The following is a 17,717-nucleotide window of genomic DNA, read 5'->3' on the forward strand; positions in this document are numbered from 1 at the left end:
ATGGCGGAGAACAGCCCGCTGAAGGCCCACAACCTCCGGCCTGCCCCGGGCGCCAAGACCGCCAAGACCCGTGTGGGTCGTGGTGAGGCGTCCAAGGGTAAGACCGCAGGCCGTGGTACCAAGGGTACGAAGGCTCGTTACCAGGTTCCGGAGCGCTTCGAGGGTGGCCAGATGCCCCTCCACATGCGTCTCCCGAAGCTCAAGGGCTTCAAGAACCCGTTCCGCACGGAGTACCAGGTCGTGAACCTGGACAAGCTCGCGACGCTCTACCCCGAGGGTGGAGAGGTCACGGTGGCCGACCTGGTCGCCAAGGGCGCCGTGCGCAACAACCACCTCGTCAAGGTCCTCGGACAGGGCGAGATCTCCGTGGCGCTGCAGGTTTCGGTTGACGCCGTCTCCGGCTCCGCCAAGGAGAAGATCACCGCCGCCGGCGGTACGGTCACCGAGCTCGTCTGAGCCGCGGGACAGGACTGAGCCCGGCCGGCCGCCTCTTCGGAGGTGGCCGGCCGGGTTTTTTCGTGTTCGGGGCGCTGTACGGGAACCGTAAAGGCTCGGGAAAGGTTGAAGGGGTGTCCACCGCGACGGCGGTGGGGGAGCGGAGGGGACATACCCGTCCCAAATCGTGTTGCTCGACCGGTCTTCCACGGCGTGGTCCGGCAGGTGGGCGGTGCACCGGCGTGCGGTGCGTGTTTCCCGCCCAGTGCCGGGCCGGGTAGGGTAGCGCCGTTCATCTTTTGTGGCCTCCTTACGATGTAGGGCTGCCCTGTATCCGAACCCATCCAGACCCATCCAGACCCGTCGCCTCTGACGCATAGCGCGGGGGTCGCAGGAGGCACCGTGTTCACCGCGTTCGCCCGAGCGTTCAAGACGCCCGACCTGCGCAAGAAGCTGCTCTTCACGCTCGGCATCATCGTGATCTACCGGCTCGGGGCGCACATTCCGGCCCCGGGTGTGGACTACTCGAAGGTGCAGCAGTGCATCGACCCGGCCGAATCGGGTGGCCTGCTCGGTCTGATGCAGATGTTCAGCGGTGGCGCCCTGCTGCAGATCACCATCTTCGCGCTCGGCATCATGCCGTACATCACGGCCAGCATCATTCTCCAGCTGCTGACCGTCGTGATCCCGCGCCTGGAAGCCCTGAAGAAGGAGGGGCAGTCCGGCACGGCGAAGATCACGCAGTACACGCGTTATCTGACGGTCGCACTGGCCGTCCTCCAGGGCACCGGCCTCGTCGCCACCGCCCGCAGCGGTGCGCTCTTCCAGAACTGTTCGGTGGCCAACCAGGTCGTCCCGGACAAGTCGATCTTCACCACGGTCATCATGGTCATCTCGATGACCGCCGGCACGGCCGCCGTCATGTGGCTCGGTGAGCTGATCACCGACCGCGGCATCGGCAACGGCATGTCGATCCTGATGTTCATCTCGATCGCCGCCACGTTCCCGGGCGCCCTGTGGGCCATCAAGGAGAGCGGCAAGCTGGCCGACGGCTGGATCGAGTTCGGCACGGTCATCCTGGTCGGCTTCGTGATGGTGGGCCTCGTCGTCTTCGTCGAGCAGGCCCAGCGCCGCATCCCGGTGCAGTACGCGAAGCGCATGATCGGGCGCCGTTCCTACGGCGGTACGTCCACGTACATCCCGCTCAAGGTGAACCAGGCGGGCGTGATCCCCGTCATCTTCGCCTCGTCGCTGCTCTACATCCCGGCGCTGATCGTGCAGTTCTCCCAGTCCACCGCGGGCTGGGCGACCTGGATCACGGACAACTTCGTGACGGGAACGCACCCGTACTACATCGCGACGTACTTCGTACTGATCGTCTTCTTCGCCTTCTTCTACGTGGCCATTTCGTTCAACCCCGACGAAGTCGCCGACAACATGAAGAAGTATGGTGGCTTCATCCCGGGTATCCGGGCAGGCCGACCTACTGCCGAGTACCTGAGCTACGTGCTCAACAGGATCACTTGGCCGGGCTCGCTGTATCTGGGCCTGATCGCTCTGGTGCCGACGATGGCGTTGGCAGGCTTCGGCGGAGCTAACCAGAACTTCCCGTTCGGCGGGACGAGCATCCTCATCATCGTGGGTGTGGGTCTGGAAACCGTGAAGCAGATCGAGAGTCAGCTCCAGCAGCGCAATTACGAAGGGTTCCTCCGCTGATGCGAATCGTCCTCGTCGGGCCTCCGGGTGCCGGCAAGGGAACGCAGGCTGCGTACCTTGCCAAGAACCTGTCGATTCCGCACATCTCCACGGGTGACCTGTTCCGCGCCAACATGAGCCAGGGCACGGACCTTGGCAAGCAGGCCCGCGCCTACATCGACGCGGGGCAGCTGGTGCCGGACGAGGTCACCATCGGGATGGCCAAGGACCGCATGTCCCAGTCGGACGCCGTGAACGGCTTCCTGCTGGACGGCTTCCCGCGGAATGTGGGCCAGGCCGAAGCCCTTGACGCGATGCTCAAGGACGAGGGCGTGAAGCTGGACGCGGTCCTCGATCTGGAGGTCCCCGAGGAAGAGGTCGTGAAGCGGATCGCGGGTCGCCGCGTCTGCCGCAAGGACAGCTCGCACGTCTTCCACCTGTCGTACAGCCCGCCGAAGACCGAGGGCGTCTGCGACGCCTGCGGCGGCGAGCTGTACCAGCGCCACGACGACAGCGAGGAGACGGTCCGCACCCGGCTGGAGGTCTACCACACGCAGACCGAGCCGATCATCGACTACTACCGGGCCCAGGGCCTGGTGGTGACCATCTCCGCGCTGGGCGAGGTCGCGGACGTGACCGCCCGCGCCATGGAGGCGCTGAAGTCCTCGAACGAGGGCTGAGCCTCCCGCACCACCCCGCTGTGCAAGCCGGCCGCGGCGCCTCTGGGCGCCGCGGCCGACTGCTTGCGCCCGTATCGTTGAACACGCCGAGCCGTACCCGCCACCGTCGATGCAGAGAGGCGCCGAGCAATGGTGCAGATCAAGACCCCCGAGCAGATCGCGAAGATGCGCGAGGCGGGCCTGGTGGTCGCCGCCATTCACGCCGCCACCCGTGAGGCGGCCGTGCCCGGGGCCACCACGCACGACCTGGACCAGGTCGCCCGGAAGGTGATCGCCGACCACGGCGCGAAGTCGAACTTCCTCGGGTACGGCGGGTTCCCCGCGACCATCTGCACGTCGGTCAACGAGGTCGTCGTCCACGGCATCCCGGACGAGAAGACGGTCCTCAAGGACGGCGACATCATCTCCATCGACGCCGGCGCGATCGTCGACGGCTGGCACGGCGACGCCGCGTACACGGCCTTCGTGGGCACCGGTCACGCGCCGGAGCTGGTCGAGCTCTCGCGGGTGACCGAGGAGTCGATGTGGGCCGGGATCGCCGCGATGAAGGTGAACAACCGCCTCGTGGACGTCTCCCGGGCGATCGAGACCTACATCCGCCGCCAGCCCCGCCCGGCGACGGGGAAGTACGGGATCATCGAGGACTTCGGCGGCCACGGCATCGGCACCGAGATGCACATGGACCCCCACCTGCTGAACTACGTCTCCCGCAAGCGCGGCAAGGGCATCAAGCTGGTTCCCGGCGTCTGCCTGGCGATCGAGCCGATGGTCTCGCTCGGAACGGCCCGCACGGAGACCCTGGCCGACGACTGGACGGTCATCACGACGGACGGGACCTGGTCCTCGCACTGGGAGCACTCCATCGCGCTGACCGAGCAGGGCCCGCTGGTCCTGACCGCCCCGGACTGCGGGAAGGCGAAGCTCGCGGAGTACGGCATCGAGGCGGCGCCGGACCCGCTCGGCTGACCGGCGGACCGGCCCGGCCGGCCCTGGGACGGCGGGCGGAGCCCGGCGCAGCGGCCCGCCGCACGGGAGGCGCCCCGATACCACCCCCCGGGCAGGTCTAAGGATCACCGGCAGTGGGCAAACTTGACGGATTCGTCTTTTGGAGTCCGCTGACGTAGACTGACTCGTCGGCTCTGGTGCATCCGTGTGCCCGCATGTTGCACACGCGATACGTGAGAGCCGATCAAGGTAGCCGATTCGAAAGGCGAAGCGTGGCCAAGAAGCAAGGTGCCATCGAGATTGAGGGCACCGTGATCGAGTCCCTCCCGAACGCAATGTTCAAGGTGGAGCTCCAGAACGGTCACAAGGTCCTGGCGCACATCAGCGGCAAGATGCGGATGCACTACATCCGTATCCTCCCCGATGACCGTGTTGTGGTGGAGCTCTCTCCGTACGACCTCACGCGCGGCCGGATCGTCTACCGCTACAAGTAGATCTTGCCCCCATCCCGTTTCGGCGGATGATGGCACTGACCCGGAGAACCTGACATCCCATGAAGGTCAAGCCGAGCGTCAAGAAGATCTGCGACAAGTGCAAGGTGATCCGCCGCCACGGTCGGGTCATGGTCATCTGCGACAACCTGCGCCACAAGCAGCGCCAGGGCTGACGCACGACCGCCTGCATCTCGCAGTTCTTCGCGCGACGCACGTAATACGTACATACGCAGTACCCGTCCAAGCCACGGCTGACGACACCTCCGGCGGGGGCCGGGGACCCGGGCGTACCACCGCTTCTCGTGAGCGGTCGGCGGTCGGGAGCGGTACTGCGGAAGACCCCCGATATGACAACTGGAGCCATTGAATGGCACGCGTTTCAGGTGTTGACATCCCGCGCGAAAAGCGCGTGGAGGTTGCCCTCACCTACGTCTTCGGCATCGGGCGCACCCGGTCCAAGGAGATCCTCGCCAGCACCGGCGTGAACCCGGACGCCCGCGTCCGCGACCTTGCCGAGGAAGACCTCGTCAAGATCCGCGAGTACGTGGACGCCAACCTCCGCACCGAGGGTGACCTCCGCCGCGAGGTCCAGGGCGACATCCGCCGCAAGATCGAGATCGGCTGCTACCAGGGCATTCGTCACCGCCGTGGTCTGCCGGTCCACGGTCAGCGCACCAGCACGAACGCGCGTACCCGCAAGGGCCCGCGTCGCGCCATCGCCGGTAAGAAGAAGCCGGGCAAGAAGTAGTCCTCAGCGGACGCACTGCGGACCTCCGGTTCTCCGGGCCCCGCAGCAACCAGCGGTCTTCGCTGTAGGACCGATCACCTCCCCTCTCCATCTGGAGTCAAGACATGCCCCCCAAGGGTCGTCAGGGCGCAGCCAAGAAGGTGCGTCGCAAGGAAAAGAAGAACGTCGCTCACGGCCACGCGCACATCAAGAGCACGTTCAACAACACCATCGTCTCGATCACGGACCCCTCGGGCAACGTGATCTCCTGGGCCTCCGCCGGCCACGTCGGCTTCAAGGGCTCGCGCAAGTCCACCCCCTTCGCCGCGCAGATGGCCGCCGAGTCGGCCGCCCGCCGCGCGCAGGAGCACGGCATGCGCAAGGTCGACGTCTTCGTCAAGGGTCCCGGCTCCGGCCGTGAGACCGCGATCCGCTCCCTCCAGGCCACCGGCCTCGAGGTCGGCTCGATCCAGGACGTCACCCCGACGCCGCACAACGGCTGCCGTCCGCCGAAGCGTCGCCGCGTCTGACCCGCGACGGCCGGTGACGGCCGCGCGTCAGTAGCGCCGGGTCCGGGCGGTACACCCCAGAAGGGGCGTACCGCCCGTATCCTTGTTACATCTGTCGGGCATCAAATAGTGGGTGCCCACGATCGAAGGATCACCGCATGCTTATCGCTCAGCGTCCGTCGCTGACCGAAGAGGTCGTCGACGAGTTCCGCTCCCGGTTCGTGATCGAGCCGCTGGAGCCGGGCTTCGGCTACACCCTCGGCAACTCCCTCCGCCGCACCCTCCTCTCCTCGATCCCGGGCGCCGCTGTCACCAGCATCCGGATCGACGGCGTTCTGCACGAGTTCACCACCGTGCCGGGCGTCAAGGAGGACGTCACCGACCTCATCCTCAACATCAAGCAGCTGGTCGTCTCCTCGGAGCACGACGAGCCGGTCGTGATGTACCTGCGCAAGCAGGGCCCGGGCCTGGTCACCGCCGCCGACATCGCGCCCCCGGCCGGTGTCGAGGTGCACAACCCCGACCTCGTTCTCGCCACGCTCAACGGCAAGGGCAAGCTGGAGATGGAGCTGACCGTCGAGCGCGGTCGCGGCTACGTCTCCGCCGTCCAGAACAAGCAGGTCGGCCAGGAGATCGGCCGCATCCCGGTCGACTCCATCTACTCGCCGGTGCTCAAGGTCACGTACAAGGTCGAGGCGACCCGTGTCGAGCAGCGCACCGACTTCGACAAGCTGATCGTCGACGTCGAGACCAAGCAGGCCATGCGTCCCCGCGACGCCATGGCGTCGGCCGGCAAGACCCTGGTCGAGCTGTTCGGCCTGGCGCGCGAGCTCAACATCGACGCCGAGGGCATCGACATGGGCCCGTCCCCGACGGACGCCGCTCTCGCCGCCGATCTGGCGCTGCCGATCGAGGAGCTGGAGCTCACGGTCCGCTCGTACAACTGCCTCAAGCGCGAGGGCATCCACTCCGTGGGTGAGCTCGTGGCCCGCTCCGAGGCGGACCTGCTCGACATCCGCAACTTCGGCGCCAAGTCGATCGACGAGGTCAAGGCGAAGCTGGCCGGTATGAGCCTCGCGCTCAAGGACTCGCCTCCCGGCTTCGACCCGACCGCCGCCGCCGACGCCTTCGGCGCGGACGACGACGCGGACGCCGGTTTCGTGGAGACCGAGCAGTACTGAGCACCACCCGTACGACTTCCGTGAGGCGTCCGCCGCACGGGAACTGACACCGGTACCTGATACGGCCGGTGCAGCACACAAGGAGAATCACCATGCCGCGTCCCGCCAAGGGTGCCCGTCTGGGCGGCAGCGCCGCGCACGAGAAGCTGCTCCTCGCCAACCTGGCGAAGTCGCTCTTCGAGCACGGCCGCATCACGACGACCGAGGCCAAGGCCCGCCGCCTGCGCCCCGTCGCCGAGCGCCTCGTCACCAAGGCGAAGAAGGGCGACATCCACAACCGTCGCCTGGTGCTCCAGACGATCACGGACAAGAGCGTCGTCCACACGCTCTTCACCGAGATCGCTCCCCGGTACGAGAACCGCCCCGGTGGTTACACCCGTATCACCAAGATCGGCAACCGTCGCGGCGACAACGCCCCGATGGCCGTGATCGAGCTGGTCGAGGCGCTGACCGTGGCCCAGCAGGCCACCGGTGAGGCCGAGGCCGCCACGAAGCGCGCGGTCAAGGAAGACGCCCTCAAGAAGGACGAGGCCCCCGCGGCCGAGTCCGCCGAGGACGCCAAGCCGGCCGACGACGCGCCCGCCGCGGAAGCGGCTGACGAAAAGGGCAAGGACGCCTGAGCGTTCTGAGCCGGACCACGGGACGGGCCCGCATCTCCCTTCGGGGCGGTGCGGGCCCGTTTCGCTTGATCAGGGTGAGGAGAGGGAGACGCGGTGAGTGACGAGGCTGAGCCCGGTTTCGTACGGGTACGGCTGGACCTGTCGTACGACGGCAAGGACTTCTCGGGCTGGGCGAAGCAGACCGGCCGGCGCACGGTGCAGGGGGAGATCGAGGACGCGCTGCGGACCGTGACCCGCTCGGCGGTGACGTACGGCCTGACGGTGGCGGGCCGCACGGACGCCGGGGTGCACGCGCGCGGCCAGGTCGCCCATGTGGACCTGCCGGAAGCGCTCTGGGCGGAGCACGAGGAGAAGCTGCTGCGGCGGCTGGCGGGACGGCTGCCGCAGGACGTACGGGTCTGGCGCGCGGCCCCCGCCCCGGCCGGGTTCAACGCCCGTTTCTCCGCGCTGTGGCGGCGCTACGCCTACCGGGTGGGCGACCGGCCCGGCGGGGTCGATCCGCTGACGCGCGGCCATGTCCTGTGGCACGACCGGCCGTTGGACGTGGACGCGATGAACGAGGCGGCGGCGCTGATGGTGGGGGAGCACGACTTCGCCGCGTACTGCAAGAAGCGCGAGGGCGCGACGACCATCCGGACGCTCCAGAAGCTGGACTGGGTGCGGAACCCGGACTCCGGGGTGCTCACCGCGACCGTGCAGGCGGACGCGTTCTGCCACAACATGGTGCGGGCGCTGATCGGGGCGGCGCTGTTCGTCGGCGACGGGCGGCGGCCGGCCTCCTGGCCCGCCGAGGTGCTGGCGGCGAAGGTGCGCGACCCCGGGGTGCACGTGGTGCGTCCGCACGGGCTGACGCTGGAGGAAGTGGCCTACCCGGCGGACGAGTTGCTGGCGGCGCGGGCCGAAGAGGCCCGGAACGTGCGGACGCTGCCGGGGGCCGGCTGCTGCTGAGCGGGCTGCCCGCTCACCGGTGCTCCGGACTCCCGGGCGCCCGCTCGGGAGTCCGGCGGGGGCGTGGAGCCCGCGGGGTCGTCAGCCGGGGTCGGCCGCGGCCTGGGACGCCTGGAGCCGGCCCCGTTGGTGGATCTGACGGAACGTGAAGTTGGTCAAGTCCTTGTTGACGGCGTAGACGTCCTTGTCGGCGGTGGTGACCCGTTTGCCGCTGGTGAAGCCGCCGATGGTGAAGTAGGCGTAGCGGCCGTAGGAGTTGGACGTGCGCAGGCAGACCGTACCGCCGCGGCAGAAGGTGCCGACGCCCCCGCCGCTGAGGGAGGCCAGTCCGCCCGAAGCCTGGTCGACGGCCTTCTTCGCACGGGCCTCCGTGGCGAAGACGGCGACGCCGACCGTCATGGCCACCCCGCCCTTGCGGTAGGTGGCGCGGAGGAGCTGGGTGCAGCCGTTGTCGGTGAGGACGGCGCCGAGGGCGCCCTGGGTGCCCGTCGAGCAGGTCGCGGAGCTGCTCGACGCGCCCTTGAGGTGGACGCGGTCGCCCATGGTGAGCCTCTTGCCGGGGAAGAACCCGTCGACGGTGACCGGCGCCCTGTCCTTCTCGGCGCTGGATATGTACTCCTTGGGGTCCGGCGGGGGCGGCGGTGCGACCGAGGAGAAGGACGGCGCGGGCACGGCGGACTCCGCCGGGAGTTCGGCCGGGGAGGGCAGCCGGCTCGCGCTGCCGTCGGCCTTGCCCGTGCCGCCGCCGTTCGACGTGACCACGGCGGCGGTCACGATCGCGCCGACCGCCACCGTGGCCAGCGCGCCGCCGCCGATCATCAGGAGTTTCCTCCGCCGGGCCCGCGCCGCGGACTGCTCCGCCAGCGCCGCCCAGTCCGGAGTCCCGCCGCCTCCGGGCCCCCAGGAGGCCCCCCCTTGCCCAAAGCTCATGCGCGCAGTTTAGAGGGAGGCGTAAACCGGTTGGGCCAAGCGTTCGCGGACCGTGACAATGCTCGGTATGGGACATCTCGAAGCAGGCCACCTGGAGTACTACCTTCCGGACGGGCGGGTGCTGCTCGGCGACGCCTCCTTCCGGGTGGCCGACGGCGCCGTCGTCGCGCTCGTCGGGGCGAACGGGGCGGGCAAGACGACTCTGCTGCGGCTGCTCGCCGGTGAGCTCCAGCCGCACGGCGGGACGGTGTCGGTGAGCGGCGGGCTCGGGGTGATGCCGCAGTTCGTGGGCTCGGTGCGCGACGAGCGGACCGTGCGGGACCTGCTGGTGTCGGTGGCGCAGCCGCGCATCCGGGAGGCGGCGAAGGCGGTCGACGCGGCGGAGGAGAGGATCCTCACCGTCGACGACGAGGCCGCGCAGATGGCGTACGCGCAGGCGCTGAGCGACTGGGCGGAGGCGCGCGGGTACGAGGCCGAGACGGTGTGGGACATGTGCACCACGGCCGCGCTGGGCGTCCCGTACGAGAAGGCGCAGTGGCGCGAGGTGCGCACGCTCAGCGGCGGCGAGCAGAAGCGGCTGGTGCTGGAGGCGCTGCTGCGCGGGCCCGACGAGGTCCTGCTGCTGGACGAGCCGGACAACTACCTGGACGTGCCGGGCAAGCGGTGGCTGGAGGAGAAGCTGAAGGAGACCCGTAAGACGGTCCTCTTCGTCTCCCACGACCGGGAGCTGCTGTCGCGCGCCGCGGAGAAGATCGTCAGCGTCGAGCCGAGCCCGGCGGGCAGCGACGTCTGGGTGCACGGGGGCGGCTTCGCCACGTACCACGAGGCGCGCAAGGAGCGGTTCGCGCGGTTCGAGGAGCTGCTGCGGCGCTGGCAGGAGGAGCACGCCCGGCTGAAGGCGCTCGTCCTGCGGATGCGGCAGCAGGCGGCGAACAGCCCCGACATGGCCAACCGCTACCACGCGATGCAGACCCGCTTCAAGAAGTTCGAGGAGGCGGGCCCGCCGCCGGAGCCGCCGCGCGAGCAGGACATCAGGATGCGGCTGCGCGGCGGGCGGACCGGGGTGCGGGCGGTGACCTGCAAGGGGCTGGAGCTGACCGGGCTGATGAAGCCGTTCGACCTGGAGGTCTACTACGGGGAGCGGGTCGCGGTCCTCGGCTCCAACGGGTCGGGCAAGTCGCACTTCCTGCGGCTGCTGGCGGGGGAGCCGGTGGCGCACACGGGGGAGTGGAAGCTCGGGGCGCGGGTGGTGCCGGGGCACTTCGCGCAGACCCACGCCCACCCGGAGCTGCTGGGCAGGACGCTGGTGGACATCCTCTGGACCGAGCACGCCAAGGACCGGGGCGGGGCGATGTCGGTGCTGCGGCGGTACGAGCTGGAGCGGCAGGGCGACCAGCCGTTCGAGAAGCTGTCCGGCGGGCAGCAGGCCCGGTTCCAGATCCTGCTGCTGGAGCTGGCCGGTACGACGGCGCTGCTGCTGGACGAGCCGACGGACAACCTGGATCTGGAGTCGGCGGAGGCGCTGCAGGACGGTCTGGAGGTGTACGACGGCACGGTGATGGCGGTCACGCACGACCGGTGGTTCGCGAAGTCCTTCGACCGGTACCTGGTCTTCGGCTCGGACGGGGTGGTCCGGGAGACGGCGGAGCCGGTGTGGGACGAGCGGCGGGTGGACCGGGCGCGGTGACCTCGGGCGGCCGGCGGCGGGGCCCGGGGCCGGCGGCGGGGCCGGAAAGGCCGCCTCGCGCGTCGGCGGTGCGGGCGGGGGGCGTTTTGACCGCCGCGGGGGGCGGCCGGTAGTCTTCTGGTTTGTTATGCGTATCGGCTGCGCTGTCATGGCGCGAAGGGCCCATACGTAGGTTCTCTGGAGCAGTTACCAGTGGCTCGCATACGGGCGTCGTTTCCCGGCATTGTGAGCCCCAGCTGCATGATCGCTTCAGGGGTGCCATGTGTCTGGACCTCATCCACTGAAGAAGCGAAGGCTACGAAGTGCGTACGTACAGCCCCAAGCCCGGCGATGTCACTCGCCAGTGGCACATCATCGACGCTCAGGACATCGTCCTGGGCCGTCTGGCCACCACGGCGGCCAACCTCCTCCGCGGCAAGCACAAGGCGATCTACGCCCCCCACATGGACATGGGCGACTTCGTCATCATCATCAACGCCGACAAGGTGCACCTGTCCGGCAACAAGAAGACCCAGAAGATGGCGTACCGCCACTCGGGCTTCCCGGGCGGTCTCCGTTCGGTGCGCTACGACGAGCTGCTCGCGAAGAACCCCGAGAAGGCCGTCGAGAAGGCCATCAAGGGCATGATCCCCAAGAACACCCTGGGCCGTCAGATGCTCTCGAAGCTCAAGGTCTACGCGGGCGACCAGCACCCGCACGCTGCCCAGCAGCCGGTCCCGTTCGAGATCACCCAGGTCGCGCAGTAGTTCCGGCCACCCCCTAAGACATACAGAAAGATCTGAGGAGCATCGTGGCCGAGACCACTGTTGAGACGACCACCGACGACACGGTGGGCACCGACGGCGAGGAGACCTTCGCCGAGGTGACCACCTTCGAGTCGGAGGTCCCCGTCGAGGGTGAGTACACCTCCGAGTCGCTCGCCGGCCGCTTCGGCGACCCGCAGCCCGCCGCCGGCCTGGGCCGTCGCAAGAACGCCATCGCCCGCGTCCGGATCGTTCCGGGCACCGGCAAGTGGAAGATCAACGGTCGCACCCTTGAGGACTACTTCCCCAACAAGGTGCACCAGCAGGAAGTCAACGAGCCCTTCAAGGTGCTCGAGCTCGACGGCCGCTACGACGTCATCGCCCGCATCTCGGGTGGCGGCGTCTCCGGCCAGGCCGGCGCCCTGCGCCTCGGCGTGGCCCGCGCGCTGAACGAGGCGGACGTGGACAACAACCGCGCCACGCTGAAGAAGGCCGGCTTCCTCTCCCGCGACGACCGTGCGGTCGAGCGCAAGAAGGCCGGTCTCAAGAAGGCCCGTAAGGCCCCGCAGTACAGCAAGCGCTAAATATCGCCTGCTCGACTGCCACGTTCGCCCCGGCGGCACACACCGTGCTGCCGGGGCGTTCGTCTATCGAGGCTCGCGGGCGTATAACGGCATAAGGCGTTCATCGGACCGGACGGGTTCGTGCGGGCCCGGGCAGGGCCGGACGGGCCGCGGCCCGGCGGGCGCCGCCGTCGTGCACCTCGGGGTCGGTCATGCCCTGCCGCCTGATGTGCCTTTTTGCGGGTTTTCATCGGATTTCGTTGTTTGGTTGCTCAGCGCGCGTGCTGTGCAGTAGTGGTTTGTGGTTTCGGAGCACTTCGGAGGACACCAGTGGGACGACTCTTCGGTACGGACGGGGTACGCGGTGTCGCCAACGCCGATCTGACGGCCGAGCTCGCGCTCGGCCTCTCGGTCGCGGCGGCGCACGTACTCGCCGAGGCGGGCACCTTCGCCGGCCATCGCCCGACGGCCGTGGTCGGACGTGATCCGCGTGCATCCGGAGAGTTCCTGGAGGCCGCCGTCGTGGCGGGTCTGGCCAGCGCCGGTGTGGACGTGCTGCGCGTGGGCGTGCTGCCGACGCCCGCCGTCGCGTACCTCACCGGAGCGCTCGGCGCGGACATCGGCGTGATGCTCTCCGCCAGCCACAACGCGATGCCCGACAACGGCGTCAAGTTCTTCGCGCGGGGCGGCCACAAGCTCGCCGACGAGCTGGAGGACCGCATCGAGACGGTCTACGAGCAGCACCGCACCGGTGAGCCGTGGGACCGTCCGACCGGCGCCGGTGTCGGCCGGGTCACCGACTACACGGAGGGCTTCGACCGGTACGTCGCCCACCTCATCGGCGTCCTGCCCAACCGGCTCGACGGCCTCAAGGTCGTCCTGGACGAGGCGCACGGCGCCGCCGCCCGGGTCTCGCCCGAGGCGTTCGCGCGCGCCGGGGCCGAGGTCGTCACCATCGGGGCGGACCCGGACGGCCTGAACATCAACGACGGCTGCGGCTCCACCCACCTGGACCTGCTCCGCGCCGCCGTCGTCGAGCACGGGGCCGACCTCGGCATCGCCCACGACGGGGACGCCGACCGCTGCCTCGCGGTGGACGCGGCGGGCGAGGAGGTCGACGGCGACCAGATCCTCGCCGTCCTGGCCCTCGCGATGCGCGACGCCGGGCAGCTGCGCAAGCAGACCGTCGTCGGCACGGTGATGTCGAACCTCGGCTTCAAGCTGGCCATGGAGCGCGAGGGCATCCAGCTGGTCCAGACGGCGGTCGGCGACCGGTACGTCCTGGAGTCGATGAAGGCCGAGGGCTACGCGCTCGGCGGCGAGCAGTCCGGGCACGTCATCGTCCTGGACCACGCCACGACCGGCGACGGCACGCTGACCGGCCTGATGCTGGCGGCCCGCGTCGCCGCCACCGGCCGCAGCCTCGCCGAGCTGGCCGGGGTCATGCAGCGCCTGCCGCAGGTCCTCATCAACGTGCCCGACGTCGACAAGACCCGGGTGAACACCTCCGCCGAGCTGGCCACGGCCGTCGTGGAGGCGGAGCGGGAGCTGGGCGAGACCGGGCGCGTCCTGCTGCGCCAGTCGGGTACGGAGCCGCTGGTGCGGGTCATGGTGGAGGCCGCCGACATCGAGCAGGCGCGGGCCGTCGCGGGCCGGCTGGCCGATGTCGTGAAGTCCGCACTGGGCTGAGCCCCCCGGACGCGCGGCGGGCCCGCCGCGCGTCCCGCTCCGGCCCCCACGCGGCGCGTAGGGACTGCCCCGTGTCGCGTAGGGCCGTCCCGTGTCGCGCAGGGACCGCCCCCGTGTCGCGCAGGGCCGTCCGTCGCCTCAGCCGCCCACCGAAGCCCCCGGCGTGCTCGCCGGGGGCTTCTGTGTGCGCCGGACCCGCTCCAGGGCCTTCTGGAGCAGGAGGGTCAGCGTGCCCGCCAGGATGATGCCGCCGAGGTTGGCGAGGAGCTGCTGGGCGGAGCCGACGGTCTGCTGGTAGTCCGCGTAGCTGAACGCGACGGACGCGTTGGCGGCGGCCGGGACCGTCGTCACCGAGATCGCCACCCCGATCAGCGCCCCGGACTTGGCCGAGGTGAGCGAGAGCGTCCCGGCGATGCCCGCCAGGAACGCCACCACGAACGACATCCAGTCCGGGTGCCAGATGAATCCGGTGTTCGGCCGGGCCTTGGCGATCATCGAACGGTCGAACAGGCCGAAGGCGTCCATCAGCCAGGCGAAACCGGCCGTCACGAGCATCGCCGCCGCGAACCCGCCGACCAGCGCCCACAGCGAGCGCCCCACCAGCCGGGGGGCGCGCTGCACCACAGCGGTGGAGATCCCGGCCAGCGGACCGAACTCGGGCCCCACCGCCATCGCGCCCACGATCAGGACCGCGTTGTCGAGCATCACCCCGCAGGCGGCGAGCATGGTGGCGAGGGCGAGGAAGGAGACGTAGGTGATGGAGAACGTCGACTCCTCGTGCGTCGCCTCCGTCAGCTCCTCCCACAGCACCGCGTCGGCACCGTCGCCGGGGGCCTCGTGCTCGGCCCTGTCGGCGTGGTCGGAGAGCGTCAGCTCCATGTTCTCCATGGTGATCGACCCGGACCGATCGATGCCGAGCCGCCGCAGCGCACCGATCAACTCGTCGCCCGCCTCGCGCGCCACGTCGCACATCACCACGTCGCCGACGGGGGAGCGGGCGGCGCCGGGCAGGACCACGAGGTGGGCGGTGCCGACGGTGGAGGAGAGCAGTTCGACGACCTCGTCGGTGGCGTCGGCCGGCACGATCAGACGCAGATGCAGCACGCGGTCGGCCCTCCCGGGGACGGCTCGGTCAGAGCTTGCGCAGGGACAGCTTCTGGACCTTGTGGTCCGCCCCCTTGCGGAGCACCAGAGTGGCACGGCCGCGCGTCGGCGCCACGTTCTCCAGCAGATTCGGCTTGTTGATGGTCCGCCACATGGTGCGCGCGTAGTCCAGCGCCTCCTCCTCGGAGACCTGGGTGTACCTGCGGAAGTACGAGGACGGGTCCTGGAACGCCGTGGCGCGCAGCTTGCGGAAGCGGTTCAGGTACCAGGTCTCGATGTCCTCGGCCCGCGCGTCCACGTACACGCTGAAGTCGAAGTAGTCGGCGAGTCCGACGCGGGTGCGGCCGTCACTGCCGGGGAGGGCGGGCTGCAGGACGTTGAGGCCCTCGACGATGAGGATGTCGGGGCGGCGCACGGAGAGCCGCTCCCCGGGGACGATGTCGTAGATCAGGTGCGAGTAGACGGGCGCGGTCACCTCGTCCTTGCCCGCCTTGATGTCCGCGACGAATCGGGTCAGGGCGCGCCGGTCGTAGGACTCCGGGAACCCTTTGCGCGAGGTCAGCCCGCGTGCCTGGAGCTCCTTCATCGGCAGCAGGAACCCGTCCGTGGTCACCAGCTCCACCCGCGGGTGCTCCGGCCAGCGGGCCAGCAGCGCCTGGAGGATGCGGGCGCTGGTGGACTTGCCCACGGCGACGCTGCCCGCGACCCCTATGACGAACGGGGTGCCGCGCTGCGCCCCGTGCCCGTTCCCGGCGTCCCCGAGGAAGGTGTTCAGCGCGCCGCGCAGCCCGGAGGTGGCCTGGACGTAGAGGTTGAGCAGCCGGGAGAGCGGCAGGTAGACGTCCCGCACCTCGTCCAGGTCGATGACGTCCCCGAGCCCCCGCAGCCGCTCCACCTCCTCGGCGGTCAGCGGCAGCGGCGTCTTGTCCCGCAGCGCGCTCCACTCGTCGCGCGACAGGTCGACATACGGGGTCGGCGCGTGCTCGGTGCGACGGTGGGGGCTCCGTGCGGGCGATGTGATCACCCTCCATTGTTACGGGAGTTTCAACGGAGCGGGGGGTGGGGTCGGTCACGTGGGTGGCGGGCGCGGGCCGGGACCCGCCACCCCCGGCCCGCCCCCGGCCCTCCGCCCTACGGCTGAGGCGTCTCGCCCCGGGCGCCGACCACGGCCGCGGTGAGGCGTGCGCGGTCCAGGGTGATGTCCCCGGCCGTCATCCGGCTGACGAAGCCCAGCTCCTTCACGTCGTGGTCCTCGGTCACCACGTGGCGGGTGCCCGCGTAGGAGTAGTCGGACGGGGACAGCAGGAGTTCCTGGCGCTCGTGGCTGCCCGGTTCCTCGTAGGTGACGGCGATCGCCCTGCGGCCCGCCGCGTCACGCACGAGGTGGTCGGTGACCCGCACCCCCGGTACGGTGCCGAGGGCCCGGTAGATGCGGGCGCGGGCGGCGGGCGGCAGCGGGTAGGACTCGATGAGCGTGCTCAGTCCGCGGAACGTGCGGGCGGTGCCGCTCTCCCCGCGTCCCCGCTCGGTGTCGAACGCCGGGTAGAGGGCGCGGACCTCCGCCAGCAGGGACGCGGGGTCGTCCGGCAGGCTTTCGGCCGCCCGGTAGGTCTCGCGGGCCGACCAGGAGTCGTCCGCCGGGTCCTTCTCCATCTCCGGGTCCGCGTATGGGGCCCAGGACGTCTCGGGGCCGGTGTCGGGGTCGGCGATGTTCTCCGTGGCCGCCAGTTCCGGCTTCGCGGACAGAGCCACGGTGTAGACCCACTGGTCGGCCCGGGGCTCCGGAGGGGCCTCCTCCCCTTCCACGAAATCGGCCGCCCGGTTCAGGGTCACCGCCGGGCCGGACAGGTCGAGATTGTCCGCGAGGGCGTCCGGGTCCGAGGAGGTGTCCACGACCTGGGTGACGATCAGGGCCGCCGCCGTGATCGCGGCCGCCGCACCGAGTGAGGCGACCCGCCAGTCGGCCCGCAGCCTGCGGGTTCGGCGGCTCCTGTCCGCGATGGCGTCGGTCAGGAGTGCGCGCCCGGGGGCGAGGGCGGCGCGGTCGGGTACGGGGGCGTCGGCGCGCAACTCCCTCAGCAGGGTCAGTTCGTCCATGACGGGCTCAGCTCCTCTTCGGCCGAGGCGAACGCGGGGTCGGTGCTCAGGGACGCGCGGACCTTGCGGCGGGCCCGGTTCAGGCGGGATCTGACGGTGCCCAGCGGTATCCGCAGCGCGTCGGCGACCTCCTGGTAGCCGAGGTCCGCCCAGGCGACGAGCAGCAGCACGTGCCGGTCGCCGGGGGACAGCGCGGCCAGGGCCCCGGCCAGCGGGGCCTGGACGGCGAGCCGGCCGTCCGAGCGGTCGCTCCAGGACGCGGTGACCGGGTCGTGGCCGGTCCGGGCCAGCGCCTTGAGCGCGCGGACCTCGGTACGTCGCTGCTTGCCGATCAGGTTGGCGGCGATGCCGTACAGCCAGGGCCGGGCCAGCCGGCGGCCCGTGTCGTAGCGGTCGCGGGTGCGGAACGCGATGAGGAACGTCTCCGCCGTGATGTCGTCCGCCGCGCCCTCCCCGAGGCGGCGGGCGGCGTAGCGGTGGATGTCCGGGGCGTGCCGGTCGTACAGCCCGGCGAAGAGTTCGGGCTCGTCGAGGGACTGGGCGATGACGTCGGCGTCGTCCCGGCCGTCGCCCGCGTCACCCGCTGCCTCGGGGAGGGCCGGTGGTGGTCCGGTCACTGCGCCTCCAGGGTGCGTCGGTCGGTGTGGCTGTCACCCCTGTTGTCCGTAGC

At 70.1% G+C, this 17,717-nt stretch carries 20 protein-coding genes; 15 read left to right on the forward strand and 5 right to left on the reverse strand.

What is annotated here, in order from left to right; translation table 11 throughout:
- The 11 genes from rplO to truA all read left to right on the forward strand — a co-directional run bounded on the left by rplO (position 1) and on the right by truA (position 8,234).
- Complete coding sequence (gene rplO / locus ACH4K1_RS02125; protein WP_003966942.1) at positions 1-456, forward strand: 50S ribosomal protein L15; 456 nt, start codon at positions 1-3, stop codon at positions 454-456.
- A 381-nt stretch (positions 457-837) separates the two neighbouring features.
- Positions 838-2,151: a preprotein translocase subunit SecY gene (gene secY / locus ACH4K1_RS02130; RefSeq protein ID WP_398085545.1), complete on the forward strand. Its 1,314-nt coding sequence runs from the start codon at positions 838-840 to the stop codon at positions 2,149-2,151.
- A complete protein-coding gene (locus ACH4K1_RS02135; RefSeq protein ID WP_073764874.1) occupies positions 2,151-2,810 on the forward strand; it encodes an adenylate kinase in 660 nt (219 codons plus the stop codon). The genes secY and ACH4K1_RS02135 overlap by 1 nt, the downstream gene beginning before the upstream one ends.
- Before the next feature lie 129 nt (positions 2,811-2,939).
- A complete protein-coding gene (gene map / locus ACH4K1_RS02140) occupies positions 2,940-3,776 on the forward strand; it encodes a type I methionyl aminopeptidase (RefSeq protein WP_030709160.1) in 837 nt (278 codons plus the stop codon).
- A gap of 251 nt (positions 3,777-4,027) precedes the next feature.
- Positions 4,028-4,249, forward strand: coding sequence for a translation initiation factor IF-1 (infA, locus tag ACH4K1_RS02145; protein ID WP_003956442.1), 222 nt, complete (start codon positions 4,028-4,030; stop codon positions 4,247-4,249).
- Between the two features lie 59 nt (positions 4,250-4,308).
- Complete coding sequence (rpmJ, locus tag ACH4K1_RS02150) at positions 4,309-4,422, forward strand: 50S ribosomal protein L36 (RefSeq protein WP_003956441.1); 114 nt, start codon at positions 4,309-4,311, stop codon at positions 4,420-4,422.
- A gap of 194 nt (positions 4,423-4,616) precedes the next feature.
- On the forward strand, positions 4,617-4,997 hold the full coding sequence (rpsM, locus tag ACH4K1_RS02155) for a 30S ribosomal protein S13 (protein ID WP_007446719.1): 381 nt from the start codon (positions 4,617-4,619) through the stop codon (positions 4,995-4,997).
- A gap of 104 nt (positions 4,998-5,101) precedes the next feature.
- Positions 5,102-5,506, forward strand: a complete 405-nt coding sequence (gene rpsK, locus ACH4K1_RS02160; RefSeq protein ID WP_003956432.1) for a 30S ribosomal protein S11 — start codon at positions 5,102-5,104, stop codon at positions 5,504-5,506.
- A 137-nt stretch (positions 5,507-5,643) separates the two neighbouring features.
- Positions 5,644-6,666: a DNA-directed RNA polymerase subunit alpha gene (locus tag ACH4K1_RS02165; protein WP_228993327.1), complete on the forward strand. Its 1,023-nt coding sequence runs from the start codon at positions 5,644-5,646 to the stop codon at positions 6,664-6,666.
- Between the two features lie 92 nt (positions 6,667-6,758).
- Positions 6,759-7,286 (forward strand): 50S ribosomal protein L17, encoded by a 528-nt coding sequence (gene rplQ / locus ACH4K1_RS02170; protein ID WP_073764872.1) that lies wholly within the window; start codon positions 6,759-6,761, stop codon positions 7,284-7,286.
- Between the two features lie 93 nt (positions 7,287-7,379).
- On the forward strand, positions 7,380-8,234 hold the full coding sequence (gene truA / locus ACH4K1_RS02175; protein ID WP_398085550.1) for a tRNA pseudouridine(38-40) synthase TruA: 855 nt from the start codon (positions 7,380-7,382) through the stop codon (positions 8,232-8,234).
- 81 nt (positions 8,235-8,315) lie between these two features.
- On the opposite strand, the gene ACH4K1_RS02180 is transcribed toward truA, so the two are convergent.
- Positions 8,316-9,164, reverse strand: coding sequence for a hypothetical protein (locus tag ACH4K1_RS02180; protein ID WP_398085553.1), 849 nt, complete (start codon positions 9,162-9,164; stop codon positions 8,316-8,318).
- Between the two features lie 67 nt (positions 9,165-9,231).
- Between ACH4K1_RS02180 and ACH4K1_RS02185 the strand changes: the two genes are divergently transcribed.
- The 4 genes from ACH4K1_RS02185 (at position 9,232) to glmM (ending at position 13,846) form a co-directional block, all read left to right on the forward strand.
- A complete protein-coding gene (locus ACH4K1_RS02185) occupies positions 9,232-10,851 on the forward strand; it encodes an ABC-F family ATP-binding cassette domain-containing protein (protein ID WP_398085555.1) in 1,620 nt (539 codons plus the stop codon).
- A gap of 302 nt (positions 10,852-11,153) precedes the next feature.
- Positions 11,154-11,597 carry a 50S ribosomal protein L13 gene (gene rplM / locus ACH4K1_RS02190; protein WP_003966932.1) on the forward strand — a complete coding sequence of 148 codons (444 nt, stop codon included), beginning with the start codon at positions 11,154-11,156 and terminating at the stop codon, positions 11,595-11,597.
- Positions 11,598-11,641: 44 nt separating this feature from the next.
- Entirely contained in the window at positions 11,642-12,178 is a 537-nt protein-coding gene (gene rpsI / locus ACH4K1_RS02195) for a 30S ribosomal protein S9 (protein WP_373465128.1), read from the forward strand.
- A gap of 309 nt (positions 12,179-12,487) precedes the next feature.
- Positions 12,488-13,846 carry a phosphoglucosamine mutase gene (glmM, locus tag ACH4K1_RS02200; protein ID WP_398085558.1) on the forward strand — a complete coding sequence of 453 codons (1,359 nt, stop codon included), beginning with the start codon at positions 12,488-12,490 and terminating at the stop codon, positions 13,844-13,846.
- A 138-nt stretch (positions 13,847-13,984) separates the two neighbouring features.
- On the opposite strand, the gene ACH4K1_RS02205 is transcribed toward glmM, so the two are convergent.
- The 4 genes from ACH4K1_RS02205 to ACH4K1_RS02220 form a co-directional block, all read right to left on the reverse strand.
- Entirely contained in the window at positions 13,985-14,950 is a 966-nt protein-coding gene (locus ACH4K1_RS02205) for a DUF389 domain-containing protein (RefSeq protein WP_398085561.1), read from the reverse strand.
- 28 nt (positions 14,951-14,978) lie between these two features.
- The gene (gene coaA, locus ACH4K1_RS02210) at positions 14,979-15,974 is read right to left on the reverse strand and encodes a type I pantothenate kinase (protein WP_398085564.1); all 996 of its coding nucleotides are present in this window, start codon (positions 15,972-15,974) and stop codon (positions 14,979-14,981) included.
- 107 nt (positions 15,975-16,081) lie between these two features.
- The gene (locus ACH4K1_RS02215; RefSeq protein ID WP_398085567.1) at positions 16,082-17,047 is read right to left on the reverse strand and encodes a CU044_5270 family protein; all 966 of its coding nucleotides are present in this window, start codon (positions 17,045-17,047) and stop codon (positions 16,082-16,084) included.
- Entirely contained in the window at positions 17,035-17,664 is a 630-nt protein-coding gene (locus ACH4K1_RS02220; protein ID WP_398085569.1) for an RNA polymerase sigma factor, read from the reverse strand. The genes ACH4K1_RS02215 and ACH4K1_RS02220 overlap by 13 nt, the downstream gene beginning before the upstream one ends.
- Positions 17,665-17,717 lie beyond the last annotated feature (53 nt).

This window comes from Streptomyces sp. NPDC017448, assembly GCF_044330565.1.
Lineage (GTDB): Bacteria > Actinomycetota > Actinomycetes > Streptomycetales > Streptomycetaceae > Streptomyces.